General features: G+C 67.1%; 20 protein-coding genes. 6 read left to right on the forward strand and 14 right to left on the reverse strand.

All coding sequences use genetic code 11. From position 1 onward, the window contains the following. Positions 1 to 285 precede the first annotated feature (285 nt). Together ACDELDRAFT_RS05580 and ACDELDRAFT_RS05585 are read left to right on the forward strand one after the other, a co-directional pair. Positions 286 to 594: a DUF485 domain-containing protein gene (locus ACDELDRAFT_RS05580; protein ID WP_005794359.1), complete on the forward strand. Its 309-nt coding sequence runs from the start codon at positions 286 to 288 to the stop codon at positions 592 to 594. Between the two features lie 5 nt (positions 595 to 599). After that, positions 600 to 2,327, forward strand: a complete 1,728-nt coding sequence (locus ACDELDRAFT_RS05585) for a cation acetate symporter (RefSeq protein WP_040328226.1) — start codon at positions 600 to 602, stop codon at positions 2,325 to 2,327. Between the two features lie 355 nt (positions 2,328 to 2,682). Here ACDELDRAFT_RS05585 and ACDELDRAFT_RS05590 read toward each other — a convergent pair whose 3' ends face one another. The 7 genes from ACDELDRAFT_RS05590 to ACDELDRAFT_RS05620 form a co-directional block, all read right to left on the reverse strand. Continuing rightward, positions 2,683 to 3,342 (reverse strand): 3'-5' exonuclease, encoded by a 660-nt coding sequence (locus ACDELDRAFT_RS05590; RefSeq protein WP_005794361.1) that lies wholly within the window; start codon positions 3,340 to 3,342, stop codon positions 2,683 to 2,685. After that, on the reverse strand, positions 3,339 to 5,156 hold the full coding sequence (locus ACDELDRAFT_RS05595) for a putative nucleotidyltransferase substrate binding domain-containing protein (protein WP_005794362.1): 1,818 nt from the start codon (positions 5,154 to 5,156) through the stop codon (positions 3,339 to 3,341). Before ACDELDRAFT_RS05595 ends, ACDELDRAFT_RS05590 begins: the two co-directional genes overlap by 4 nt. Positions 5,157 to 5,376: 220 nt before the next feature. Next, positions 5,377 to 6,027: a 2-hydroxychromene-2-carboxylate isomerase gene (locus ACDELDRAFT_RS05600; protein WP_005794363.1), complete on the reverse strand. Its 651-nt coding sequence runs from the start codon at positions 6,025 to 6,027 to the stop codon at positions 5,377 to 5,379. A 249-nt stretch (positions 6,028 to 6,276) separates the two neighbouring features. Next, entirely contained in the window at positions 6,277 to 6,546 is a 270-nt protein-coding gene (locus ACDELDRAFT_RS05605; RefSeq protein WP_005794366.1) for a DUF1289 domain-containing protein, read from the reverse strand. After that, positions 6,543 to 7,049, reverse strand: coding sequence for a YbaK/EbsC family protein (locus tag ACDELDRAFT_RS05610; RefSeq protein ID WP_040328228.1), 507 nt, complete (start codon positions 7,047 to 7,049; stop codon positions 6,543 to 6,545). The genes ACDELDRAFT_RS05605 and ACDELDRAFT_RS05610 overlap by 4 nt, the downstream gene beginning before the upstream one ends. Positions 7,050 to 7,069: 20 nt before the next feature. Further along, complete coding sequence (locus ACDELDRAFT_RS05615; RefSeq protein ID WP_040328218.1) at positions 7,070 to 7,978, reverse strand: hydroxymethylglutaryl-CoA lyase; 909 nt, start codon at positions 7,976 to 7,978, stop codon at positions 7,070 to 7,072. 203 nt (positions 7,979 to 8,181) lie between these two features. Further along, positions 8,182 to 9,096, reverse strand: a complete 915-nt coding sequence (locus ACDELDRAFT_RS05620; protein ID WP_005794371.1) for a LysR family transcriptional regulator — start codon at positions 9,094 to 9,096, stop codon at positions 8,182 to 8,184. 120 nt (positions 9,097 to 9,216) lie between these two features. Here ACDELDRAFT_RS05620 and ACDELDRAFT_RS05625 point away from each other — a divergent pair, with 120 nt between their 5' ends. From ACDELDRAFT_RS05625 to ACDELDRAFT_RS05635, 3 genes are all read left to right on the forward strand, one after another. Beyond that, complete coding sequence (locus ACDELDRAFT_RS05625; protein WP_005794373.1) at positions 9,217 to 10,200, forward strand: 3-hydroxyacyl-CoA dehydrogenase family protein; 984 nt, start codon at positions 9,217 to 9,219, stop codon at positions 10,198 to 10,200. Continuing rightward, positions 10,197 to 11,045 carry a 3-keto-5-aminohexanoate cleavage protein gene (locus ACDELDRAFT_RS05630; protein ID WP_005794375.1) on the forward strand — a complete coding sequence of 283 codons (849 nt, stop codon included), beginning with the start codon at positions 10,197 to 10,199 and terminating at the stop codon, positions 11,043 to 11,045. The genes ACDELDRAFT_RS05625 and ACDELDRAFT_RS05630 overlap by 4 nt, the downstream gene beginning before the upstream one ends. An 82-nt stretch (positions 11,046 to 11,127) precedes the next feature. Continuing rightward, the gene (locus ACDELDRAFT_RS05635; protein ID WP_005794377.1) at positions 11,128 to 12,156 is read left to right on the forward strand and encodes a Bug family tripartite tricarboxylate transporter substrate binding protein; all 1,029 of its coding nucleotides are present in this window, start codon (positions 11,128 to 11,130) and stop codon (positions 12,154 to 12,156) included. Positions 12,157 to 12,180: 24 nt separating this feature from the next. Here the strand turns inward: ACDELDRAFT_RS05635 and ACDELDRAFT_RS05640 are convergent, their stop codons facing one another. The 7 genes from ACDELDRAFT_RS05640 to ACDELDRAFT_RS05670 form a co-directional block, all read right to left on the reverse strand. After that, positions 12,181 to 13,101 (reverse strand): 2-hydroxyacid dehydrogenase, encoded by a 921-nt coding sequence (locus ACDELDRAFT_RS05640; RefSeq protein WP_040328221.1) that lies wholly within the window; start codon positions 13,099 to 13,101, stop codon positions 12,181 to 12,183. Between the two features lie 64 nt (positions 13,102 to 13,165). Then, positions 13,166 to 15,196, reverse strand: coding sequence for an acetyl-CoA carboxylase biotin carboxylase subunit (locus ACDELDRAFT_RS05645; RefSeq protein ID WP_005794380.1), 2,031 nt, complete (start codon positions 15,194 to 15,196; stop codon positions 13,166 to 13,168). Continuing rightward, positions 15,197 to 15,916, reverse strand: coding sequence for a DUF4126 domain-containing protein (locus ACDELDRAFT_RS05650; protein WP_005794382.1), 720 nt, complete (start codon positions 15,914 to 15,916; stop codon positions 15,197 to 15,199). A 26-nt stretch (positions 15,917 to 15,942) separates the two neighbouring features. After that, entirely contained in the window at positions 15,943 to 16,731 is a 789-nt protein-coding gene (locus tag ACDELDRAFT_RS05655; protein WP_005794384.1) for an enoyl-CoA hydratase/isomerase family protein, read from the reverse strand. Beyond that, entirely contained in the window at positions 16,728 to 17,237 is a 510-nt protein-coding gene (locus ACDELDRAFT_RS05660; protein ID WP_005794385.1) for a DinB family protein, read from the reverse strand. The genes ACDELDRAFT_RS05655 and ACDELDRAFT_RS05660 overlap by 4 nt, the downstream gene beginning before the upstream one ends. Before the next feature lie 17 nt (positions 17,238 to 17,254). Continuing rightward, positions 17,255 to 18,859, reverse strand: a complete 1,605-nt coding sequence (locus ACDELDRAFT_RS05665) for a carboxyl transferase domain-containing protein (protein ID WP_005794387.1) — start codon at positions 18,857 to 18,859, stop codon at positions 17,255 to 17,257. A 171-nt stretch (positions 18,860 to 19,030) separates the two neighbouring features. Next, entirely contained in the window at positions 19,031 to 20,761 is a 1,731-nt protein-coding gene (locus tag ACDELDRAFT_RS05670; RefSeq protein ID WP_005794389.1) for an AMP-binding protein, read from the reverse strand. Positions 20,762 to 20,846: 85 nt separating this feature from the next. Here ACDELDRAFT_RS05670 and ACDELDRAFT_RS05675 point away from each other — a divergent pair. Next, the coding region (locus tag ACDELDRAFT_RS05675) for an AraC family transcriptional regulator (RefSeq protein WP_005794391.1) at positions 20,847 to 21,651 on the forward strand (805 nt) is incomplete at its 3' end.

Consider the following 21,651-nt stretch of genomic DNA (forward strand, 5'->3'; position numbering starts at 1 on the left):
CGCTCTGACGCATTTCTTACAGAGATTGACACGAATCTTCCGCGAGTCTTACAGCTTCGGTAGTAACCCGGGGTCGGCGTTTTTTGATGCGAAAAAGCCGCCACTGATCCGGCAATGCGGGCTCATCTGAGCGGCCGGCGCCCTGCCCCGAAACCGCGCCCCGGCACGCGCCAACGCCGCGCCGCGTAAGGACTTGGTCAGTGCGCGTTAGCAGAATCCGGCGCATGCGGAGCGGCCCTGCCACTCCCCATTGCGTTCTCGCATCCACCCCTTGAGGAGACATCCATGAGCGACCCGACGGTCCAGAAAATACAAAGCCATCCCAAGTACCTCGAGCTGCGCGCCAAGCGCAACCGCCTGGGTATCTTCCTGACCGCGCTGATGCTGGTCGTGTACTACGGCTACATCGCGCTGATCGCGTTCGACAAGAAATTCCTGGCCCAGCCCATCGGCGCGGGCGTGACCTCGCTGGGCATTCCGATCGGCATGGGCGTGATCATCTTCACTGTCGTGATCACCGGCATCTACGTGCGCCGCGCCAATGGCGAATTCGACTCCCTGACCAAAGACATCCTGAAAGACGCATCGAAATGAATGCCATGGAAAAACACGCGGGCAAGGCGCTGGCGCTCCTGACCCTGCTGGCAGCGGGCGGCGCCCATGCTGCGGGCGCCGACCTGGGCCAGGCCGCCAAGCAGGCCACCAACTGGACGGCCATCATCATGTTCGCCGCCTTCGTCGCCGGCACGCTGTGGATCACTAAATGGGCGGCGGCCAAGACCAAATCCGCCTCTGACTTCTACACCGCTGGCGGCGGCATCACCGGCTTCCAGAATGGTCTGGCCATCGCGGGCGACTACATGTCCGCGGCCTCCTTCCTCGGCATCTCGGCGGCCGTGATGGCCACCGGCTACGACGGCCTGATCTATTCGATCGGCTTCCTGGTGGGCTGGCCCATCATCACCTTCCTGATGGCCGAGCGCCTGCGCAACCTGGGCAAGTTCACCTTCGCCGACGTGGCGGGCTACCGCTTCCAGCAGGGCCCCATCCGTGCGTTCGCCGCCTCGGGCACGCTGGTGGTGGTGGCGTTCTACCTGATCGCGCAGATGGTCGGCGCAGGCCAGCTCATCAAGCTGCTGTTCGGCCTGGAATACTGGATGGCCGTGGTCATCGTGGGCGCGCTGATGATGATCTACGTGCTGTTCGGCGGCATGACCGCCACCACCTGGGTGCAGATCATCAAGGCCTGCCTGCTGCTGGCGGGCGTGAGCTTCATGGCCTTCATGGTGCTGGCCCAGTACGGCTTCAGCCCCGAGGCGCTGTTCGCCAAGGGTGTGGAAGTGCGCACCGCCATCGCCGCCAACACCGGCAAGACGCCCGAGGAAGCCGCCAAGGCAGGCCTGTCCATCATGGGCCCCGGCGGCTTCATCAAGGACCCGATCTCGGCCATCTCGTTCGGCATGGCGCTGATGTTCGGTACCGCTGGCCTGCCGCACATCCTGATGCGCTTCTTCACCGTGCCCGATGCGAAGGAAGCGCGCAAGTCGGTGCTGTGGGCCACCACCTGGATCGGCTACTTCTACGTGCTGATCTTCATCATCGGCTTCGGCGCCATCACCCTGGTGCTCACCAACCCCGAGTTCGCGGACGTGGCCAAGGGCGTGATCCACGGCGGCGCGGGCACGGCCAACATGGCGGCCGTGCTGGTGGCCAAGTCGGTGGGCGGCAACATCTTCTACGGCTTCATCTCGGCCGTGGCGTTCGCCACCATCCTGGCCGTGGTGGCCGGCCTCACGCTCTCGGGCGCATCGGCCGTTTCGCACGACCTGTATGCCACGGTGTTCAAAAAGGGCAAGGCCGACAGCGCTTCGGAGCTGAAGGTTTCGCGCATGACCACGCTGGCCCTGGGCGTGATCGCCGTGGTGCTGGGCATTGCCTTCGAGAAGCAGAACATCGCGTTCATGGTGTCGCTGGCTTTCGCCATCGCAGCCTCGGCCAACTTTCCGGTGCTGTTCTTGTCGGTGCTGTGGAAGGACTGCACCACGCGCGGTGCGGTGATCGGCGGGTTCCTCGGCCTGGTGTCTTCGGTGGGCCTGACGGTCGTTTCGCCCTCGGTGTGGGAAGCCACGCTGGGCAACCCCGCTGGCTCGGCACTGTTCCCGTACACCTCGCCGGCGCTGTTCTCGATGGCCATCGGCTTCGTGGGTATCTGGATCTTCTCGATCACCGACAAGAGCGCCAATGCCGCGCGCGAGCGCGCCGCGTTCCCGGCGCAGCAGGTGCGTTCGGAAACGGGCCTGGGCGCCTCCGGCGCTTCGGGGCACTGACCAGAGGCGGCTTGCCGGGCGGCTGCGCGCCGCCCTCCCCTTCTCTCGCTGCGCGGGAAAAGAGGGCCGACACCGGCGCGGCGGGTGCCGGCAGCCCGCACAGGTCTTCGCGCGGCATCTTGCAGGCCAGCGCCGCACCCATGGCGCCGCGGCGTGGAGCGCACATCACCGTGCAGGACCGAGAAGAACAAAAACTGCGCCCCTTGCGCGGCACTCCGCCGCCGGGCCACCTCCACCGGGCTTCGTGCCCGGTTTTTCGTTGGCGGGGGCAATGCGCAGGAGATAAACGCTATTAAAACAATAGCGCATTCCACTTACTACATAAGCACTACAGCCCGTTTTTTCTTGAAGATTCTCAGCCGTGCAGCTGGCGGAGCTTGACGAAGGCCAGCGCCGCCATGACGGCGTCGTTGAGCGCGTCGTGCGCCTCCCGCTGGGGCAAGCCCAGGTCGTCCATCAGGGTGGCGAAGCGCAGGTCGATGTCGGCGTTGCCTTGCTGCTGGTAGGGCGGCAGTTGCCGGAACTTGTACTCGTAATACAGCGCCGATACCTCGATCTTGGGCTGCGGCAGGCCCATGCCCAGCAGGGGCCACAGCGCGCGGTTGAGCATGGCCACATCGAATTCGAGGTAATAGCCCACCAGCGGCCGGCTACCGATGAAGCGCAGCAGCCGGTCCATGGCCTCCTGCAGCGGCAGGCCCTGGGCCACGTCCCTGCTGCGCAGGCGGTGGATGCGCACGCTGTCGGCCGACACCCCCTTGTCCGGCCGCACCAGCAGTTCCAGCCGCTCGCTGGTCAGAATGCGGTTTCCGGCAATGCGCACCGCGCCGATGGCGATGATCTCGTCGCTGCGCACATTGAGCCCCGTGGTCTCGCAATCCAGCGCCACCCATTCGCCCGGCGGCGGCGGGTCGAACAGGAAGGCATAGGCCGGGTCGCCCAGGTGGTAGAGCAGCCAGTGGCGCCGCAGCCGCGCAAGCCAGGCGCGCGGGCCGGTGGGGGTGGTGGCCCTCACAGCACGTCCAGCCGCAGGCGCTGGTGCAGCAAGGCCTTGAAACGCTTGACCACAGCCAGAGCGTCCTTGAGCAGGTCGCGCTCCAGGCTGCTCAGCCGCTCGGGATCGACGTTGCCGGTCACCGGGCGCCCGGTGTCGATTTCGGCCAGCCCTGCCTTCAGCCGCAGGCCCATGAGGAAGTGCAGGCTCTGCACCAGCTCGTCGCCCAGCGCTGCATCCAGCGCCCCACCTTCAACCAGTGCGGCGATGCGGTCCGCAGTGCCCGTGGCGAACACGTGCCGGGCCAGGGCCAGGCTGCGCACGCCATGCACGATGGGGAAGATGCCGGCCTTTTTCAGGCTGATGGCGCGGCCCTCGTCACCCAGGCCGAACAGCCGGCTCCACCAGCCTGCGGGGCCGCCAAAATTTTCCACCGCGCTGGCAAAGCGCGCCAGCACGGCATCGTTGTCCACGGCCAGCGCCGCCACGCCATCGCGCACCGCGGCCAGCAGTGCGGCGTCGCCCGCCACGGCGTGCGCATCCAGAAAGATGGCCAGCTGCATGAGGCTGTCGCCCTCGGGCTGCAGCAGCCACTGGCGCACGCGCTGGCCGAAGCCCGCCACCGTGTCGCGCCAGTCGGGGTTGCTGACCATGATGCGGCCAGGGCACTCGGGGTAGCCGAAGCTCGCCAACACCTCGGAAAAACGCTGGCAGATGGCATCCAGATCGGCGGGCGCGGTGTAGCCGTCGCGCAGCACCAGGCCGTTGTCCTGATCGGTCTTGAGCAGTTGCTCGCCGCGCCCTTCGCTGCCCATGACGAACAGGCAGCTGTTGTCCACCAGACCGGGCGGCGCCACCATGGTCCAGGCGCGCTCGAACAGCCGCGCGTTGAGTTGCTGCACCAGCTTGGCCATGAGGCCGATGCGCGTCCCCCCGCGGTGCAGTGCCGCAATCAGCCGGGTGATCTGCGCGGCCGCCTGCGCCAGTGCCGGCAGGTCTTGCGCGTGCTCGATCTGCACCGTGATGAGGTGCGAGTGGTTGGCCAGGAAGCTGAACAGGTCGAGCGCTTCCAGGGTGCCACGCACCTCGCCGCTGTCCTCCACCACCACGAGGCGGTGCACGCGCTGGCGCAGCAGCAGCACCATGGCATCGCCCAGCTGGTCCGACGGCCGCACGGTGACCACCGGGACGCTGGCCAGATCACCCACGGGCAGCTGGTCCAACGGGCGGCCGTCAAGAATGGCGCGCTGCAGCGTGGTGTTGGTGAAGATGCCCAGCCCGCCGGGCAGCCCCGTGACGAGCACGTTGGTGGTGCGCTGCGCCTGGAACAGGCGCACGACCGAAACGATGTCGGTACCGGCGTCCACCGTGTGCGCCGGGCGCAGGAAGGCCTGGTCCACGCGCGCCAGGGTGAGAGACTGCAGCTCGTGCCGGTCGGCGCGCTGCGCCAGCGCACTGAGCTTCTGACCCAGATCGGAGAACAGCAGCGCACCAAAGGTGGTGTTGCGCGCGATGAGTTCATTGACCGCCTCGCGCGCGAGCTGGTACGCGACCACCTCCTCGGTGGCGACGAAGCGGCTGCCCACGCGGCCGGTCATCAGGCCGCAGCCATCAAAGCAATCGTCCGGGCCGTAGGTGGCCAGCACTTCGTCACCCTCCGTCTGCGTGACATAGCCCTTGATGATGACGAAAAGGTGGGTGGGCGCCACGCCCACGTCCAGCACCACGGCCCCTTCGGGAAAGTAGGCGATGTCAACGCTGGCGCGCACCAGGTGCCGCTCGTCCTGGCTGAGGCAATCGAAGGGCGAGGCGTTGAAATTGAAGGCGCTGGGCATGGTGGATGACTAAAAAAGACCTGCCGCCGCAACCCGAGTGCCCGCGGCCCCTAGTGCACCGGCTCCGCCATGGCGGCACTGGACGAACGCCAAGGGCCCGCGACCGCGAAAGGGCGTACACCACAGCCGCAACTGCAGCCACAGCAATGGCCCGCCACGCCAACAAAGGGGTGCAGGTGCGTCTTCATGGTCCGGCAGATCCGGGACGGCGCAGCGCTATTCAACCCGGCAGGCCTTGCGCCACGCTTGCAGCGGCGTCCCAGCCTTGTTCAAACCAGGCATCGCCCTCGAAGTAGGCGCGCAGCATGGGCAGGCTGTCGTAACCCCAGAAGACCTTGCCGTCGACCTCGAGGGCCGGCACGCCGAACACGCCACGCGCGGCTGCTGCGTCGGTATTGCCGCGCAGCAGTGCCTTGGCGCGTGCGCCGTCGGCGCTGTCGGGGTCTTCGGGCTGCAGCTGCGGTTCCAGCTCGGCGGCGAGCTGCGTGAGGCGCTCGGCATCGAGCGCATCCTGCCCACCCTGCCAGACATGGCGGAACACCGTGCCAGCCACAAAGCGGTTGATGCTGCCGTCACGGCTGCAGGCCAGGGCCTGGCGCAGCAGCGGCAACGGGTTGAACGGATGGCGTGCCGGCATGGCCAGCGGCACACCCTGCGAATGGCCCAGCCAGGCCGCGTGGCGGTAGGTCCAGGCGCGCTTGGGAGCGATGCCCGCCGGCCCCGGGTTGCCGTGCTGCTTGAGCAGCGCCCCCAGCAGCACCGGCCGGTATTCCACGCTGTAACTGAACCCTTCCAGCACCTCGGGCAGGCGCTCGAACGCCAGCCAGGCATAGGGCGAAACGAAGTCCAGGTGAAAGATGATGTGTTTCATGGTTCGCTCCTTGTGTCCGTTTGCCGGGGCGTGGACTTCCCCTGCACCAATTGTGAAAGCGCACGGCCCAGCCGGCGGCCTGCGCGCCTGGGCCGTCCGCACCGCCCCGCAGCACTGGCGGCACCCCTTCCCGATCCGCACCGCAAGGCGAACGACGGGGCTGGGGTGCGGCTCCCAGCCCGCCTGTGCAGGCTTGAACATCCTCGAAAGGCTGCCACCTCCACTGGCTGCATGGATGCGCGGGGTGCATCAGGGGGTGGCGTCATTGCGCGGCGGAAAAGCGATACCGGCGCGCTGCGCGAGGCGCGCCCAGATGGCCAGGCGTTCGGCGCTGTCGGCCTGGGCCCAGGCACGGATTTCAGGGATGGTGCGAAAGCACCCTTCGCAGTGGCTGCGGTCGTCGGACATGCGGCAGACCGAGATGCACGGCGAGGGGATCACTTCGTCCGAATTTTCATCAAAATAGCCTGCTGCGCTCAACAGGCGGGCGCGAGCAGCTATGCCTTCTGTAGCATTCATGCGATTGCGGGCTCCTGCACGACATCGACTACGGGCGCACCGGTGAGCCGCTCCAGATCCGAGGGATGCAACGGAAACACACCATGCGGGTGCCCCGCGGCGGCCCACACCACATCAAAGCGCAACAGATCGCGGTCGATCAGCGTGACCGGAGGCGTGGCGTGCGCCACGGGCGAGACGCCGCCGATCGAGAAGCCGGTGCGCAATTTCACGAACTCGGCATCGGCCCGGCCGATCTTGCCCACATGGGCTTCGACCTTCTTCTCGTCCACGCGGCGGTCGCCCGAGGTGATGACCAGCACCGCCGCGTCGTCGCTCTTGCGCCGGAAGATGATGCTTTTGGCCACCTGTCCCACCAGAATGCCCAGCAGATCGGCCGCCTGCTGCGCGGTGCGCGCGGCGTCGTCGAGCATGCGGGGCATGTGGGGGTGGCCTTGCGCCTGCAAGGCCGCTGCCACCCGCTGCACCCCTTCGGGAAGCGCTTTCAACTCTGCTCCGCACATGGTTTGTATTGCCTCCGCCATCAGCCCGCCCGCTTGTTCAGCAACGCCGTTGCCGCGCGTGAATTGGGCTTGCGGCCCAGGAACCCACTGATGTAGGCGCCCGCGTCGATGAGCTTGTCGAGGTCGATGCCCGTTTCGATGCCCATGCCGTGCAGCATGTAGACCACGTCTTCCGTGGCCACGTTGCCCGTGGCGCCCTTGGCGTAGGGGCAGCCCCCCAGGCCAGCCACCGAGGTGTCGTATTGCCACACGCCCATCTCGAGCGTGGCAAGGGTGTTGGCAAGCGCTTGGCCATAGGTATCGTGGAAATGGCCCGAGATGTCATTCAGGTCGTAGTGCTGCAGCGTGGCTTCGACGGCGCGCTGCACTTTGCGCGGCGTGCCCACGCCGATGGTGTCGGCCACGCCGATATGCTGCACGCCAATCTGTTTCATGAGGCCCGCGAGGTACGCCACACGCTCGGGCGCGATCTCGCCCTCATAGGGGCAGCCCACGGTGCAGCTCATCGCGCCGCGCACATGGATGCCCGCAGCGCGCGCGGCCTCGACCACGGGCGCGAAGCGCTCGATGCTCTCGGCGATGCTGCAATTGATGTTCTTCTGGCTGAAGGCCTCGCTCGCCGAGCCGAACACCACGATCTCGTCGGGCCGGTCGAGCACCGCCGCCTCAAAGCCCTTGAGGTTGGGCGTGAGCACCGAGTAAACAACGCCACTCTGGCGTGCGATGCCGCTCATCACCTCGTGGTTGTCCGCCATCTGCGGCACCCACTTGGGCGACACATAGCTCGTGACCTCGATGTTTTTCAGGCCCGCGTCCTGCAGGCGGTGCACCAGGCCGATCTTGACCTCGGCGGGCACGGGAGATTTCTCGTTCTGCAGGCCGTCGCGCGGGCCGACATCGATGAGTTTGACGCGGGAAGGAATGCTCATGGTCTGGCTATCGAAAAGAGGAAAAAACGGGAGGCCTTCAGCGCAATAGGCCGGCAGGCAGCCAACGGCCAAGCACCGGACTTCCGGCGTACGCAGGACCCCATTGTCCAGCCTTCGGGGGCGCTGGACCACCCCATATCCTGCCAGACCATTCGCGCCTCGTGCCATTGCAGCCTGGCTCCGGCGCACCAGCAAACGGCGCTTCATGGCGCTGCGCCGCCCTGCTGCATTTCCTGCCGCAGCAACGCCACCATCTGCACGGCCGCCAGCGACAGGCGCCGCCCGCGCAACGTGACCAGGCCGATGGGCCGGCGCAGCAGGGGCTGCTTGAGGGGCCGCGTCACCACCTCGGGGCGCCGCACCACCTGCGCCGCCAGTTCGGGCAAGGCGCTCACGCCCAGCTGCGCCGCCACCATGGCAGCAATGGTGGCCAGGTGCTCCACCTCATACTGCGGGGCAAAACGGATGCGGTGGGTCAGCAGCGCCTCGTCGGCGTACTGGCGCACGCTAGTGCCTGCAGGCATCGAGATGTGCGGCAGGTCGGCCACATCGGCCCAGGCGATCGCGCCGCGGCCACGGGCCAGCGGGTGCGAGCGCCCGACCAGCAGCACAAACGGATCGGAAGCGAGCGGCGTGTAGTCCAGGTCCGCATAGGCGGGGTTGGCCGCCGTGAGGGCAAAGTCCACCCGCCCGGCGCGCACCATGTCAAACGCGGGGCCTGCCAGGCAGTCGAACAGTTCCAGGTGCACCCCCGGGTGCTCGGCCGCAAAACGCGCCAATGCGCGTGGCACAGCGCCCGCCGCCAGCGATGGCAAGGCCGCCAATGCCAGCCGCCCCACCTGCACCTGGGCCACGGCCTGCACACGGCGCACGGTCTCATCCATCTGGTGGCGCAGAAACCGCGCCTGCTCGGCAAACACCTCGCCCGCTTGCGTGAGCTGTACGGTGCGCGTGGTGCGGTCAAACAACCGCGCGCCCAGCATCTCCTCCAGCCGCGCCAGCGTGCCCGAGACCGCCGACTGCGACAAATGCATTTGCAGCGCCGTGCGCCGAAAGCTGAGCGTGTCCGCCAGCGCCAGAAAAACATCGACCTCGCGGGCCGACCAATTGATCTTCATGACAGATCAGTCTATCGAAAAAGACGTCTGGACCGCGCAATTGAAGCTACCTAGACTGCCCCACAACAACACTTGCCGGGCCCTGAAGGGCTTGGCTCCCCAACGGAACCAGGAGACAACATGGACAAGAATTCGCCGCGCAACGCTCGCACGGTGGTCGTGGGTGGGGGCACCATGGGTGCCGACGTGGCCGTGGTGCTGGCCCGGGGCGGGGCCCAGGTCACGGTGGTGGACCCGCATGCCACACGCCGGGAACTGCTGCTGCCCCACATCGCCAAGGAGCTGGCCGCCGCAAGCCAGGCCACCCATGCCGGCCCGGTGCAGGTGTGCGCCAGCCTGCAGGACGTGGATTGGAGCGGCGTCGTGCTGGTGGTCGAGTGCATCACCGAGCAACTGGCCGCCAAGCAAAAGCTGTTTGCCGAGCTGGAAACCGTGGCGCCCCCCAACGCCGTGCTGGCCAGCAACAGCTCGGGCTTTCCCATCAGTGCCATCGCCCAGGGGCTGGCCACGGCGCAGCGCATGCTGGGCCTGCACTTCTTCATGCCCGCCCACCTGGTGCCGCTGGTGGAGGTGGTGCTGGGCGAGCGCAGCGACCCGGCACTGGGCACCTGGCTGCACGCCTTCATGCGCGGCTGCGGCAGTGTGCCGGTGCTGGTGAAGAAGGACAAGCCCGGCTTTCTGGCCAACCGCATGCAGCATGCGCTCTCGCGCGAGGCCTTTGCACTCATCGACGAAGGCATTGCCTCGCCCGAGGACGTGGACGCTGCCGTGCGCTTCGGCTTTGGTTTCCGGTTCCTCGCTGCAGGCCCGGTGCTCCAGCGCGACCACGCGGGCATCGAGGTGCACACGGCCGCCGCCGCCACCATGTACCCCACGCTGTCCAACACGGACGTGCCTGCCCAGGCCCTGCGCGACAAGGTGACCCAGGGCCAGCTCGGCATGAAGACCGGCAAGGGCTTCTTTGACTGGCCGGAAGACCGCAAGCAGGCCGAGCGCGCGCGCTACGACACGCTGCTGCGCCAGGGCCTGGCCCTGCTGGCCAGCGAGCTGCCCACCATCGAGCCCCCTACTGACAACCCATCAAACACCGGAGCCCGCGCATGAGTGCATCGCCCGCCACCCCCAGCCAGTGGGCCGACCCGCTGATCGTGACCGTGGCCCCCAACGGCGCCTACAAGCAGCCCGCCGACCACCCCGCCGTGCCCATCACACCCGCCGCGCTGGCCACCACGGCCAAGGCCTGCCTGGATGCGGGCGCGGCCATGCTGCACATGCATATCCGCGACGCGCAAGGCCGCCATAGCCTCGATGTGGAGGGCTACCGTGAGGCACAGCGCGTGGTGCGCCAGGCCGTGGGCGATGCGATGGTCATCCAGATCACCAGCGAAGCCGCAGGCGTGTACCAGGCCCCCGCGCAGATCGCCATGGTGGAGGCCCTGCAACCCGAGGCCGTGTCCATCGGCCTGCGCGAAATAGACAAGCCCGAGATCGGCGAAGCCGGAGTGCAGCGCTTCTTCACCGGCCTGGCCCAGCGCCGCACCATGGTGCAGGTCATCCTGTATGACGTGGCAGACCTGTGCCGCTGGCAGGCGCTGCGCGCCAGTGGCGTGGTGCCCGATGCACCCTGGTTCCTGCTGTTTGTGCTGGGCCGCTACAGCGCGGGCCAGACCTCCAGCCCGCGCGACCTGCTGCCTTTTCTGAACGCCCATGACGGCAACGAGCCCTGGGCCGTGTGCGCCTTCGGGGCGGCAGAGAACGCCTGTGTGGCCGCCGCTGCCGCGTTTGGCGGCCACGCCCGCGTGGGGTTTGAAAACAACCTGCTGTGCAAGGACGGCAGCGTGGCCCCCGACAACACCGCGCTGGTGCGCCAGGCCGTCGAAGCGGCCGCCGCGCTGGGCCGCCCGCTGGCCACCGCCGCTGACATCCGGCAGCGCTTTGGCGCAGGCTGAGCGGCACCGCTCCATCGCGCTCCCCATCCATTGACATCAACCCGCAGCAGACGGGCTTTATCAATCCCCACAGGAGACAGACATGCACCACCGCCACCTTTCCTTATCCACGCATCGCGGCGCCCGGCGCGCCGTGCTGCACGCAGCCCTTGCCGTGCCCCTGGCCCTGGGCATCGCAGGTCACGCTGCGGCGCAGACGGCCGCCACCGCCTTCCCCAGCAAGACCATCCGCTTTGTGGTGCCCTACCCGCCCGGTGGACCCACCGACCTGATGGCCCGCATGCTGCAGCCCGAGCTGCAAAGCCGCCTGGGTGTACCTGTGGTGGTGGACAACAAGGGCGGCGCCGGTGGCAACACGGGCAGCGCCGAGGTGGCCAAGCAGGCCCCGGCCGATGGCCACACGTTGCTGCTGGCCGCCAGCGGCCCCATGGCGGTCAACTCCTCGCTGTACGCCAGCATGCCTTTCAACCCCTTGTCTGATCTGGCACCGGTGATCCAGCTCTCCGCCTTCCCGCTGGTGCTGGAAGTGCACCCCTCGCTGAGCGTCAAGACACTGGCCGAATTTCTGGCGATGGCCAAGGCAGGCAAGCCGGTGCTGAGCTACGCGTCAGCCGGCAACGGAACACCGCAGCACCTGGCAGGCGAGCTGTTCAACACCACGGCGGGCGTGAAAATGGGGCACATCCCCTACCGGGGCGCAGGCCCCGCGCTCAATGACCTGATCGGCGGGCAGGTGAACGTGATGTTCGACATCGTCGGCAGCTCGCTGCCCCACATCCAGGCGGGCAAACTGATCCCGCTGGCCGTCACATCGAGCGAGCGTGCCAAGGTGCTGCCCAACGTGCCCACCATGGCCGAGGCCGGCATTGCGGGCTACCAGATCACGGGCTGGCATGGCATTGCGGTGCGCGCTGGCACACCCCAGGCCACCATCGACAAGCTCAACGCCACGGTCAACGCCATCTTCAAGGAACCCGCCTTCCGCGCTAAATGGGAGGCTATCGGCACGCCCGTGGTGGCGGGCAGCGCGGCCGACTTTGGCGCACTGATCAAGGCCGACGCGCAGCGCCTGAGCAAGCTGGTGCGCGATGCAGGCGTGACGGTGGACTGAGCCCCATCCCCAGCAGCCGGGGGCTCAGTAACCCCGCGCGGGATTCACCACACCGGCCACGGCCTCGCCCCGCTCCAGCGCCGCCATCTTGCGCGCGATCTGGGCAATGCTCTCGTCGCGCAGCGTGCGCGCCGAGGTGTGGGGCGTGACGGTGATGCAAGGGTGATTCCAGAACGCGTGGCCCGCTGGCAGCGGCTCGGTGCGGAACACATCGAGCATCGCACCGGCCACATGGCCGCTGGCTATGGCGGCAAGCAGGTCTTCATCCACCAGGTGCGCGCCGCGCGCCACATTGATGACGTAGGCGCCGGGCAACAGGCGACCCAGCGTGTCTTTGTTGATCACGTTCGTCGTTTCGGGCGTGAGGGGCAGCAGATTGACCAGCACGCGGCTCGCGGCCAGAAAGTCATTGAATTGATCCGCGCCCGTGAAAGCACGCACGCCGTCAATCGCCTTGGGGCTGCGGCTCCAGCCGTTGATCGGGAAGTCAAACTGCGCCAGCGCCTTGGCCACGCGCTCGCCCAGCACGCCCAGGCCCATCACGCCGATGGGGTAGTCGCTGCGCAGGCGGGGCTTGCGGTAGCCCCAGCGGCCCGCCTGGGTGTCGGCCTCATAGCCGTCAAACTCGCGGAAGTGGCGGATGACCGCGTGGCACACGTACTCGGCCATCTGCACGGCCATGCCCGCATCGTCCAGCCGCACCACCAGCGCGTTGGGCGGCAAGCGCAGCTTGAGCAACCCATCCACCCCCGCGCCAATGTTGAACAGCGCCTTGAGGCCCGGCTGCTCGTCCATGAACTGCTGGGGCGGTGCCCAGACCACAGCGTAGTCGGCCTGCGGAGCGCCGGGTTGCCACACGGAAATATCAGCGCCGGGCAATGCGGCCGCCAGGCCCTGCAACCAGGGCTCGGCCTTGGTGTCGGTACAACAAAAGGTGATTTTCATGGCGACCAAGGGTAACGGCATTGCGCCCCCGGCGCTGTCGCGCGCGGGGGTGCCCACCAGAGCATTACGCCTTTTCTGCCGCCACCAGTTTCAGCAGCTCGGCCCCTTCGGCCACCTGGTCACCGGGCGCGTACAGAAGCTCCTGCACCACACCATCGGCCGGGGCGGCGATGGTGTGCTCCATCTTCATGGCTTCCATCACCGCCAGGGGCTGACCCTTGGTGACGGCATCGCCCGCCTTCACCGCAAACGACACGACCTTGCCGGGCATGGGGGCCGTCAAGCGGCCACCTTCCGCTGCCGATTCACCGGAGTGCGCCAACAGGTCGATGGCGGTGATCTGCGTGGCGCCCAGCGGGGTGAACACATGGTCCACCTCGCCCTGCGCGTACACGGCGGCGCGGGCGCGCTGGCCGGCAAACTGCAACTCGATAGCACCCTGGGGCGCTGCGCCAAAGACCAGCGGCCCGGCCACGGCGGCGTCGCCCTCGCCCACCTTCAGGTGCAAGCCACCACCACGCTCGTAAGTCAGCAGCGCCTTGGCGTGTTCACCGCCAAATTCAAATTCAAACCGGCGCTGCACCACGCCATGCGTATGAAAGCCGTCGCGGCGGCTGAACGGGTCCACGCCCTCGCTGGCGCGCTCATTCAGCAGGGCCTGCGCCACGGCCGCCGCAGCGGCCAGGGGCAAGCCCACGGGCTCCTGGTGGAACAACACGGCCTGCTCGCGCGGGATCAGCGCCGTGTCCAGCTTGGCACTGGCAAATGCATCGGTGCGGGCCACGCGGCGCAGAAACTGAACGTTGGTCGCCAGGCCCACGATGTGGGTCTGCGCCAGGGCTTCATCCAGCCGCGCCAGCGCCTGTTCGCGCGTGTCGCCGTGCACGATGAGCTTGGCCACCATGGAGTCGTAAAACGGGCTGATCGCATCGCCCTGTCGCACGCCGGAATCCACGCGCACCGCGCCCCGCTCGAAGGTCACGCAATCGGGAAGCGCGTACACGTTGAGCGCGCCGGTGGCGGGCAGGAAGTTGTTGTCGGGGTTCTCGGCGCAAATGCGCGCCTCGATGGCGTGGCCGTGGATGCGCAGGTCTTCCTGCTTCAGCGGCAAGGGCTCGCCAGACGCTACACGCAGCTGCCACTCCACCAGGTCGAGGCCGGTGATGGCCTCGGTCACAGGGTGCTCCACCTGCAGGCGGGTGTTCATCTCCATGAAGTAGAACTTCATCTGCTCGGGGGCGTCGTAGCCGCCGGGCTGCTCGACGATGAACTCCACCGTGCCCGCGCCCACGTAGTTCACAGCCTTGGCGGCGGCCACAGCGGCCTCGCCCATGCGGGCGCGCAGCTCCGGCGTCATGCCGGGAGCGGGCGCTTCCTCCAGCACCTTCTGGTGGCGGCGCTGCACGGAGCAATCGCGCTCAAACAGGTACACACAGTTGCCGTGCGTGTCGCCAAACACCTGGATCTCGATGTGGCGCGGGCGCTGCACGTATTTTTCGACCAGCACCGCATCGTCGCCAAAGCTGTTGATGGCCTCGCGCTTGCAGGAGTCGAGCGCTGCCGCAAAGTCCTCGGCCTTGTCCACGGCGCGCATGCCCTTGCCACCGCCGCCCGCGCTGGCCTTGATGAGCACGGGGTAGCCAATGCGGTCCGCCTCACGTTGCAGCAGCGCCGGATCCTGGTCAGCCCCGTGGTAGCCGGGCACCAGGGGCACCTGGGCCTGCTCCATGAGGCGTTTGGACTCAGCCTTCAGCCCCATGGCATTGATGGCGCTCGCAGGCGGGCCGATGAAGACCAGGCCTGCGTCGGCACAGGCCTTGGCAAAGTCTTCGTTCTCGCTCAGGAAACCATAGCCCGGGTGGATGGCCTGCGCGCCCGTGGCCTTGGCGGCGTCGATGATGCGCTCCCAGCGCAGGTAGCTGTCCTTGGGCGCGCTGCCGCCAATGTGCACGGCCTCGTCGCAGACGGCCACATGCTTGGCCTGCGCATCGGCATCGGAATACACCGCGACGGTCTTCACGCCCAGGCGCTTGGCAGTGGCGGCCACTCGGCAGGCGATCTCACCGCGGTTTGCAATCAGAATTTTTGTAAACATTTAAGCCACTCCAGGGGAGCCAGAAAAGAAAGAGGAAAGGCGCCGCACCACGGCGCGCAGAAACTTGAACAGCACCATCAGCAGCAGCACCGACACGACCACCATCACCACCAGCGCAACACCAAACGCCACCGGGTACTGCGTGGCCAGCCACACGACGGCGACCACCAAGCCGTCTTCAAAGAACGACAGACCCCAGTTGGAAAACGGCTCGGGCGAGGTGTTCACGGCAGCCCGCGTGGTCATTTTGGTGGCCAGGGCCGTGGCAGAGAGCGAGCCGCCCAGCAGTCCCGCCACCACGGCCATGGTCGCGTTATCGGCACCGAACACGCCGTAAGCCAAGGCCGCGCCCGCAGGCACGCGGATGAAGGCGTGGATGGCGTCCCAGGCGCTGTCCACCCAGGGCACCTTGTCGGCAAAAAACTCCACCATCAGCATGCAACCGCTGACCATCAGCACCAGCGGGTGCTGCAGCATCGCCAAGCCGGGCGGCAGGGGCATCCAGCCCAGCACCCCCATCATGCCGACGAGGAAAACGACTGCGTACAACCGAAAGCCGCTGGCCCAGCCCAGTGCCGCAGCCAGTGCAAGCAGGCTGGGCATGTCGAGCCGCGCCGTGGCCGTGGCTGCCGCATCGCCCACGGCGCGCGCGGTGCCGCCGTCGACATGCAGCCCCAGCGTGTGGAGCCACTGAACGATGTTGAACCAGAGGGTGTCCATGGGCGGGTGCGATCAGCGTGAGCAGGTCAAGCCAACAACCACGCTGGCTTGCGCTTGTTAAGGAAGGACTGCACGCCTTCCTTGCCCTCGTCGCTGGCGCGGATGTCGGCAATGCCCTGCACGGTGGCGGCAATCAGCCCGGCATTGATTTCGCGCTCGGCCACATCCATCACCAGCTTCTTGCACACGCGCACGGCGTTGGGGCTGGCGCTGGTCAGGGCCTTGAGCAGTTCGTCCACCTTGGCGTCGAGCTGGTCAGCCGCCACTACTTCGTGCACAAAGCCAATGCGCAGCGCCTCGGCAGCGCCAAAGCGCTCGGCCGTCAGGAAGTACCTGTGCGCAGCGCGTGCGCCCATGGCACGGATCACATAAGGGCTGATGGTGGCGGGGATGAGCCCCAGCTTCACTTCACTGAGGCAAAAGCCCACCGTGTCCACGGCCACGGCCATGTCGCACGCAGCCACCAGGCCCATGCCGCCTGCGTACACATCGCCCTGCACGCGGGCGATGGTGGGCTTGGGGCATTCATAAATCACGCGCAGCATCTCGGCCAGCTTGCCCGCGTCGGCGATGTTCTCGTCGCGCGTGTAGTCGGCCATGCGGCGCATCCAGTTGAGGTTGGCACCGGCGCAGAAAGCAGGGCCTTCTGCGGCGAGCACCACGGCGCGCACATCAGCACGCCCGCCCACATCCACAAAGGCGGCGGTGATCTCGGCAATGACTTCGTCGCTGAACGCGTTGCGAATCTCGGGCTGCGTGAGCGTGATGCGCGCCACGGCGCCGGTCTGGGTGATGGAAAGGTTCTGACTGCTCATGGCTTGGACGGGTTTTGCAGGAAGTAGACGAGGTCCAGCTCGGGGCAAGGCTGGCCCAGCGCGGTCAATGCCGCAGTGATCTGGCCCCGGTGGTGCGTGCCGTGGTTGAACACATGCGCCAGCGTGGCCGCAAAAGGCAGCGATGCCGCCGTGCCGCGCATGGTGGTGTAGTCGAGGGTGCCGGTCCAGCGGTCGGGCTTGAACGTAGCGATCAGCGGCGCCCAGCGCGCAGCGCCTTCGCGCAGGCGGGCATCGAGCTGCACGCGGTCGCTCTCCAGCTCGGCGTCCAGCGCCACCTTGGGCGAGATGCCTTCGGCAAAGCGCACGAACCACAAATGGTGTTCACCCACCAGCAGGTGGTTGAGCGTGCCGTGGATGCTATGGAAGAACAGGCCCATGTCGCGCCGGTAGGCCTCGTCAGGCAGCGCCCGCACGGCATCGAGCAGGCGCGCCGTGGCCCACACGTTGTAGCGTGCAAGCTGGGTGAAGTGGGCAACAGCGTCCATGGCGGCTCCCGGCGGGGTTACATGCGAAACAGGCCGAACTTGGTGTCTTCGATCGGCGCGTTGCGCGTGGCCGCCAGACCCAGCGCCAGCACGCGGCGGGTGTCAGCGGGGTCGATCACGCCGTCGTCCCACAGGCGGGCGGTGGCGTAGTAGGGGTGGCCCTGGTCTTCGTATTGGCGGCGGATGGGGGCCTTGAAGGCTTCTTCTTCCTCCATGCTCCACTGCCCACCCTTGCCTTCGATGCCGTCGCGCTTGACGGTGGCCAGCACACCTGCCGCCTGCTCGCCACCCATCACGCTGATGCGCGCGTTGGGCCACATCCACAGGAAGCGCGGCGAGTACGCCCGGCCGCACATGCCGTAGTTGCCGGCGCCGAAGCTGCCGCCGATGATGATGGTGAACTTGGGCACGTTGGCAGTGGCCACGGCCGTGACCATCTTGGCGCCGTTGCGGGCGATGCCCTCGTTCTCGTACTTGCGGCCGACCATGAAGCCGGTGATGTTCTGCAGGAACACGAGCGGAATCTTGCGCTGGCAGCACAGCTCGATGAAGTGCGCGCCCTTGAGGGCCGACTCGCTGAACAGGATGCCGTTGTTGGCGATGATGCCCACCATCATGCCTTCGATGCGCGCAAAGCCCGTGACCAGCGTGGTGCCGTAGCGTGCCTTGAACTCGTCGAACTCGCTGCCATCGACGATGCGGGCGATGATCTCGCGCACGTCAAACGGCTTGCGCGTGTCCACGGGGATCACGCCGTAAAGCTCTTCTGCTGCGAATTTAGGAGCTACCGGCGCATTATCTGCGGGCGCCTGCGGCTTGTTTTTATTCAAATTACGCACTGCATTGCGTGCCAGTTGCAGCGCATGCAGGTCGTTCTGCGCCAGGTGGTCGGCCACACCCGACAGGCGCGTGTGCACATCGCCGCCGCCCAGGTCTTCGGCCGTCACGACCTCGCCCGTGGCGGCCTTGACCAGCGGCGGGCCACCCAAAAAGATGGTGCCCTGGTTCTTCACGATGATGGACTCGTCGCTCATCGCGGGCACATACGCCCCGCCTGCCGTGCAGCTGCCCATGACCACGGCGATCTGCGAGATGCCCATGGCACTCATGTTGGCCTGGTTGAAGAAGATGCGGCCGAAGTGGTCGCGGTCGGGGAAGACCTCGTCCTGGTTGGGCAGGTTGGCGCCGCCCGAGTCCACCAAGTAGATACACGGCAGATGGTTCTGCTGCGCCACTTCCTGCGCACGCAGGTGCTTCTTCACGGTCAGCGGGTAGTAGGTGCCGCCCTTCACCGTGGCGTCGTTGCACACAATCATGCAGTCCACCCCACTCACTCGGCCGATGCCGGCGATGAGGCTTGCGCTGGGTGCGTCGTTGTTGTACATGTTGAGCGCGGCCAGCGGCGCGAGTTCGAGGAACGGCGTCCCGGGGTCCAGCAGCATCTGGACGCGCTCGCGCGGCAAGAGCTTGCCGCGTGCGGTGTGTTTGGCACGGGCCGCTTCGCCGCCGCCCTGGGCCACCTTGTCGAGCTGGGCGCGCAGGTCATCCACCAGCGTGCGCATGGCGGCGGCATTGGCCAAAAAGTCCGCCGAGCGGGCGTTGAGTTGGGTGTCGAGAATCATGCAAGCTCCATCGATATCTTGGGATTACGTAGTGCCACCGGCTGGCCGGTGGCACTGAAGGCCGCGGAGCAGGCCACGCGCAGGCCGCCGTGGAACCGGCTTTGCCGGGCCAGTGGCGGCGTCCCCCTGGAGGGGGAAGACGCGAAGCGGCTCAGGGGGTGCTTCATTGCCTTAAGCGGTTTTCTGTTCTTCCAGGCCCAGCAGATCCTTCATCTCGTCGCGGATCTTGAACTTCTGGATCTTGCCCGTCACCGTCATCGGAAAGCTGGTGACAAAGCGGATGTAGCGCGGCACCTTGTAGTGGGCGATCTGGCCCTTGCAGAAGGCGCGGATGTCGTCCTCGGTGGGCTTGGTGCCGGGCTTGGCGATGATCCAGGCGCAGAGTTCTTCGCCGTACTTCTGGTCGGGCACGCCCACCACCTGCACGTCCTGCACCTGGGGGTGGCGGTACAAAAACTCTTCGATCTCGCGCGGATAGATGTTCTCGCCGCCACGGATCACCATGTCCTTAATGCGGCCGACGATGTTCACATAGCCCTCGGCGTCCATGGTGGCCAGGTCGCCGGTGTGCATCCAGCCGCCCTCGTCAATCGCCTCGCGGGTCTTGGCCTCGTCACCCCAGTAGCCGTGCATGACGGAATAGCCCTTGGTGCAGAACTCGCCGCGCTGGCCGATGGGCACCACGGCACCGGTGTCGGGGTCCACGATCTGGATCTCCAGGTGCGGCTGTACCTGGCCCACGGTGGAGACGCGCTTGTCCAGCGGCGTGTCGGTGCTGCTCTGGCAGCTCACGGGGCTGGTCTCGGTCATGCCGTAGGCAATGGTGATCTCGCGCAGGTTCATCTGCTCCACCACGCGCTTCATCACCTCAGTCGGGCAGGGCGATCCGGCCATGATGCCGGTGCGCAGCGTGCCGAGGTTGAACTCGGCAAAGCGCGGATGGTCCAGCTCGGCGATGAACATGGTGGGCACGCCGTGCAGGCCGGTGCAGCGCTCGTCCTGCACGGTCTGCAGCACGGTGAGCGGGTCAAACCCGTCGTTGGGGTAGACGATGGTGGCGCCGTGCGTCAGGCACGCCAGGTTGCCCAGCACCATGCCAAAGCAGTGGTACAGCGGCACGGGGATGCACAGCCGGTCTTCGGGCGTGAGCTTCATGCATTCGCCGATGAAGAAGCCGTTGTTCAGAATGTTGCGGTGCGTGAGCGTGGCCCCCTTGGGAAAGCCCGTGGTGCCGCTGGTGAACTGGATGTTGATGGGGTCGGTAGCCTTGAGCGTAGCGGCCACCTGGGCCAGGCGCGGGTCGGCCACGTTGCCGCGTGCGATCAGGTCCGAAAAGCGCAGCAGGCCCGGTTCGTCCGTGCCCTGCCCAGCTTCATCGATCCACACCACGGTATTGAGCAGGGGCAACTGTTGCGCCTCCAGCTGACCCGGTGCGCCGTGTGCCCACTCGGGCGCCAGCTCGCGCAGCATGCCCAGGTAGTCGCTGGTCTTGAAGCGCGCCATGGTCACCAGCAGCTTGCAGCCCACCTTGTTCAGCGCGTATTCCACCTCGGCCGTGCGGTAGGCGGGGTTGATGTTGACCAGCACAAGGCCCACCTGCGCGGTGGCCAACTGCATCAGCACCCATTCGGCGTTGTTGTGCGACCAGATGCCCACGCGGTCACCCGGTGCGAGCCCCATGCCCAGCAGTGCGCTGGCCAGGCGGTGGGCCTCGGCCTGCAGCTGGGCATAGGTGTAGCGGCGGCCCTGGTGCCTGCTCACCAGCGCCTCGCGGTCGGGCTGGCGGGCCACCATGTCGGCAAAAAAGGCGCCGATGGTCTGCTCGATCAGGGGAACGTCGGTGGCGCCACGGGCGTAGCTATCCACCAGCGGTGCGGAGTTTGTTGCGGCTGCACTCGTCATGGTGTGTCTCCTCTGTCATCCGGCCCTGCACGCATGGCGGGCGATTCGCAAGCATAGAAGCGCCGGACCCAGTCGGGTTGCCACAATGGTTGCAAATCGTGCCACGGCTGGCACACTCGACGGCGTGAAGCCATCTGCCCCCACCGACCACCGCCTGCCTGCGGTTCCATCCGCTCCCGCCGCCACGCCCATCGCCTTTGTGCGGGCCATTGCCCTGGCGTACGAGCGGCGCGGCCTGAGCCCCGAACGGGCCCTGGCCCAGGCACAGATTGCGCCGCAGCTGCTGCACGACGACAGCGCCCGCATTACCGCCTGGCAGATGGAGCAGATCTCCGACGCCGCCATGCAGGAGCTGGACGACGAAGCCCTGGGCTGGTTCAGCCGCCGCCTGCCCTGGGGCAGCTACGGCATGCTGGCGCGCGCCAGCATCAGCTCGCCCACGCTGCAGGTGGCCCTGGCCCGCTGGTGCCGCCACCATGGGCTGCTGACGGACGACATTGCCCTGCACCTCACCACCGCTGGCGACACCGCCACCCTGGCGATCACCGAGGCCCACGACCTGGGCGTGCTGCGCGAGTTTTGCCTGGTATCTGTGCTGCGCAATGCGCACGGGCTGGCGTGCTGGATGGTGGACTCGCGCATCCCCCTCATCGCTGCCGAATTTGCGTTCGACGCCCCGCCGCACGCCGATGCGTATGCAGTGCTGTTCCGCGCCCCAGTCACCTTCCACGCGCCGCGCACGGCCATCCACTTCGACGCCCGCTACCTGCACCTGCCCCTGCGCCGCGACGAACAGGCCCTGCGCCAGATGCTGCAGCACGCCCTGCCGCTCACGGTGCTGCACTACCGCCGCGACCGCCTGCTGGTGCAGCGCGTGCGCCAGCTGCTGG

Source organism: Acidovorax delafieldii 2AN, assembly GCF_000175235.1.
Lineage (GTDB): Bacteria > Pseudomonadota > Gammaproteobacteria > Burkholderiales > Burkholderiaceae_C > Acidovorax > Acidovorax delafieldii_B.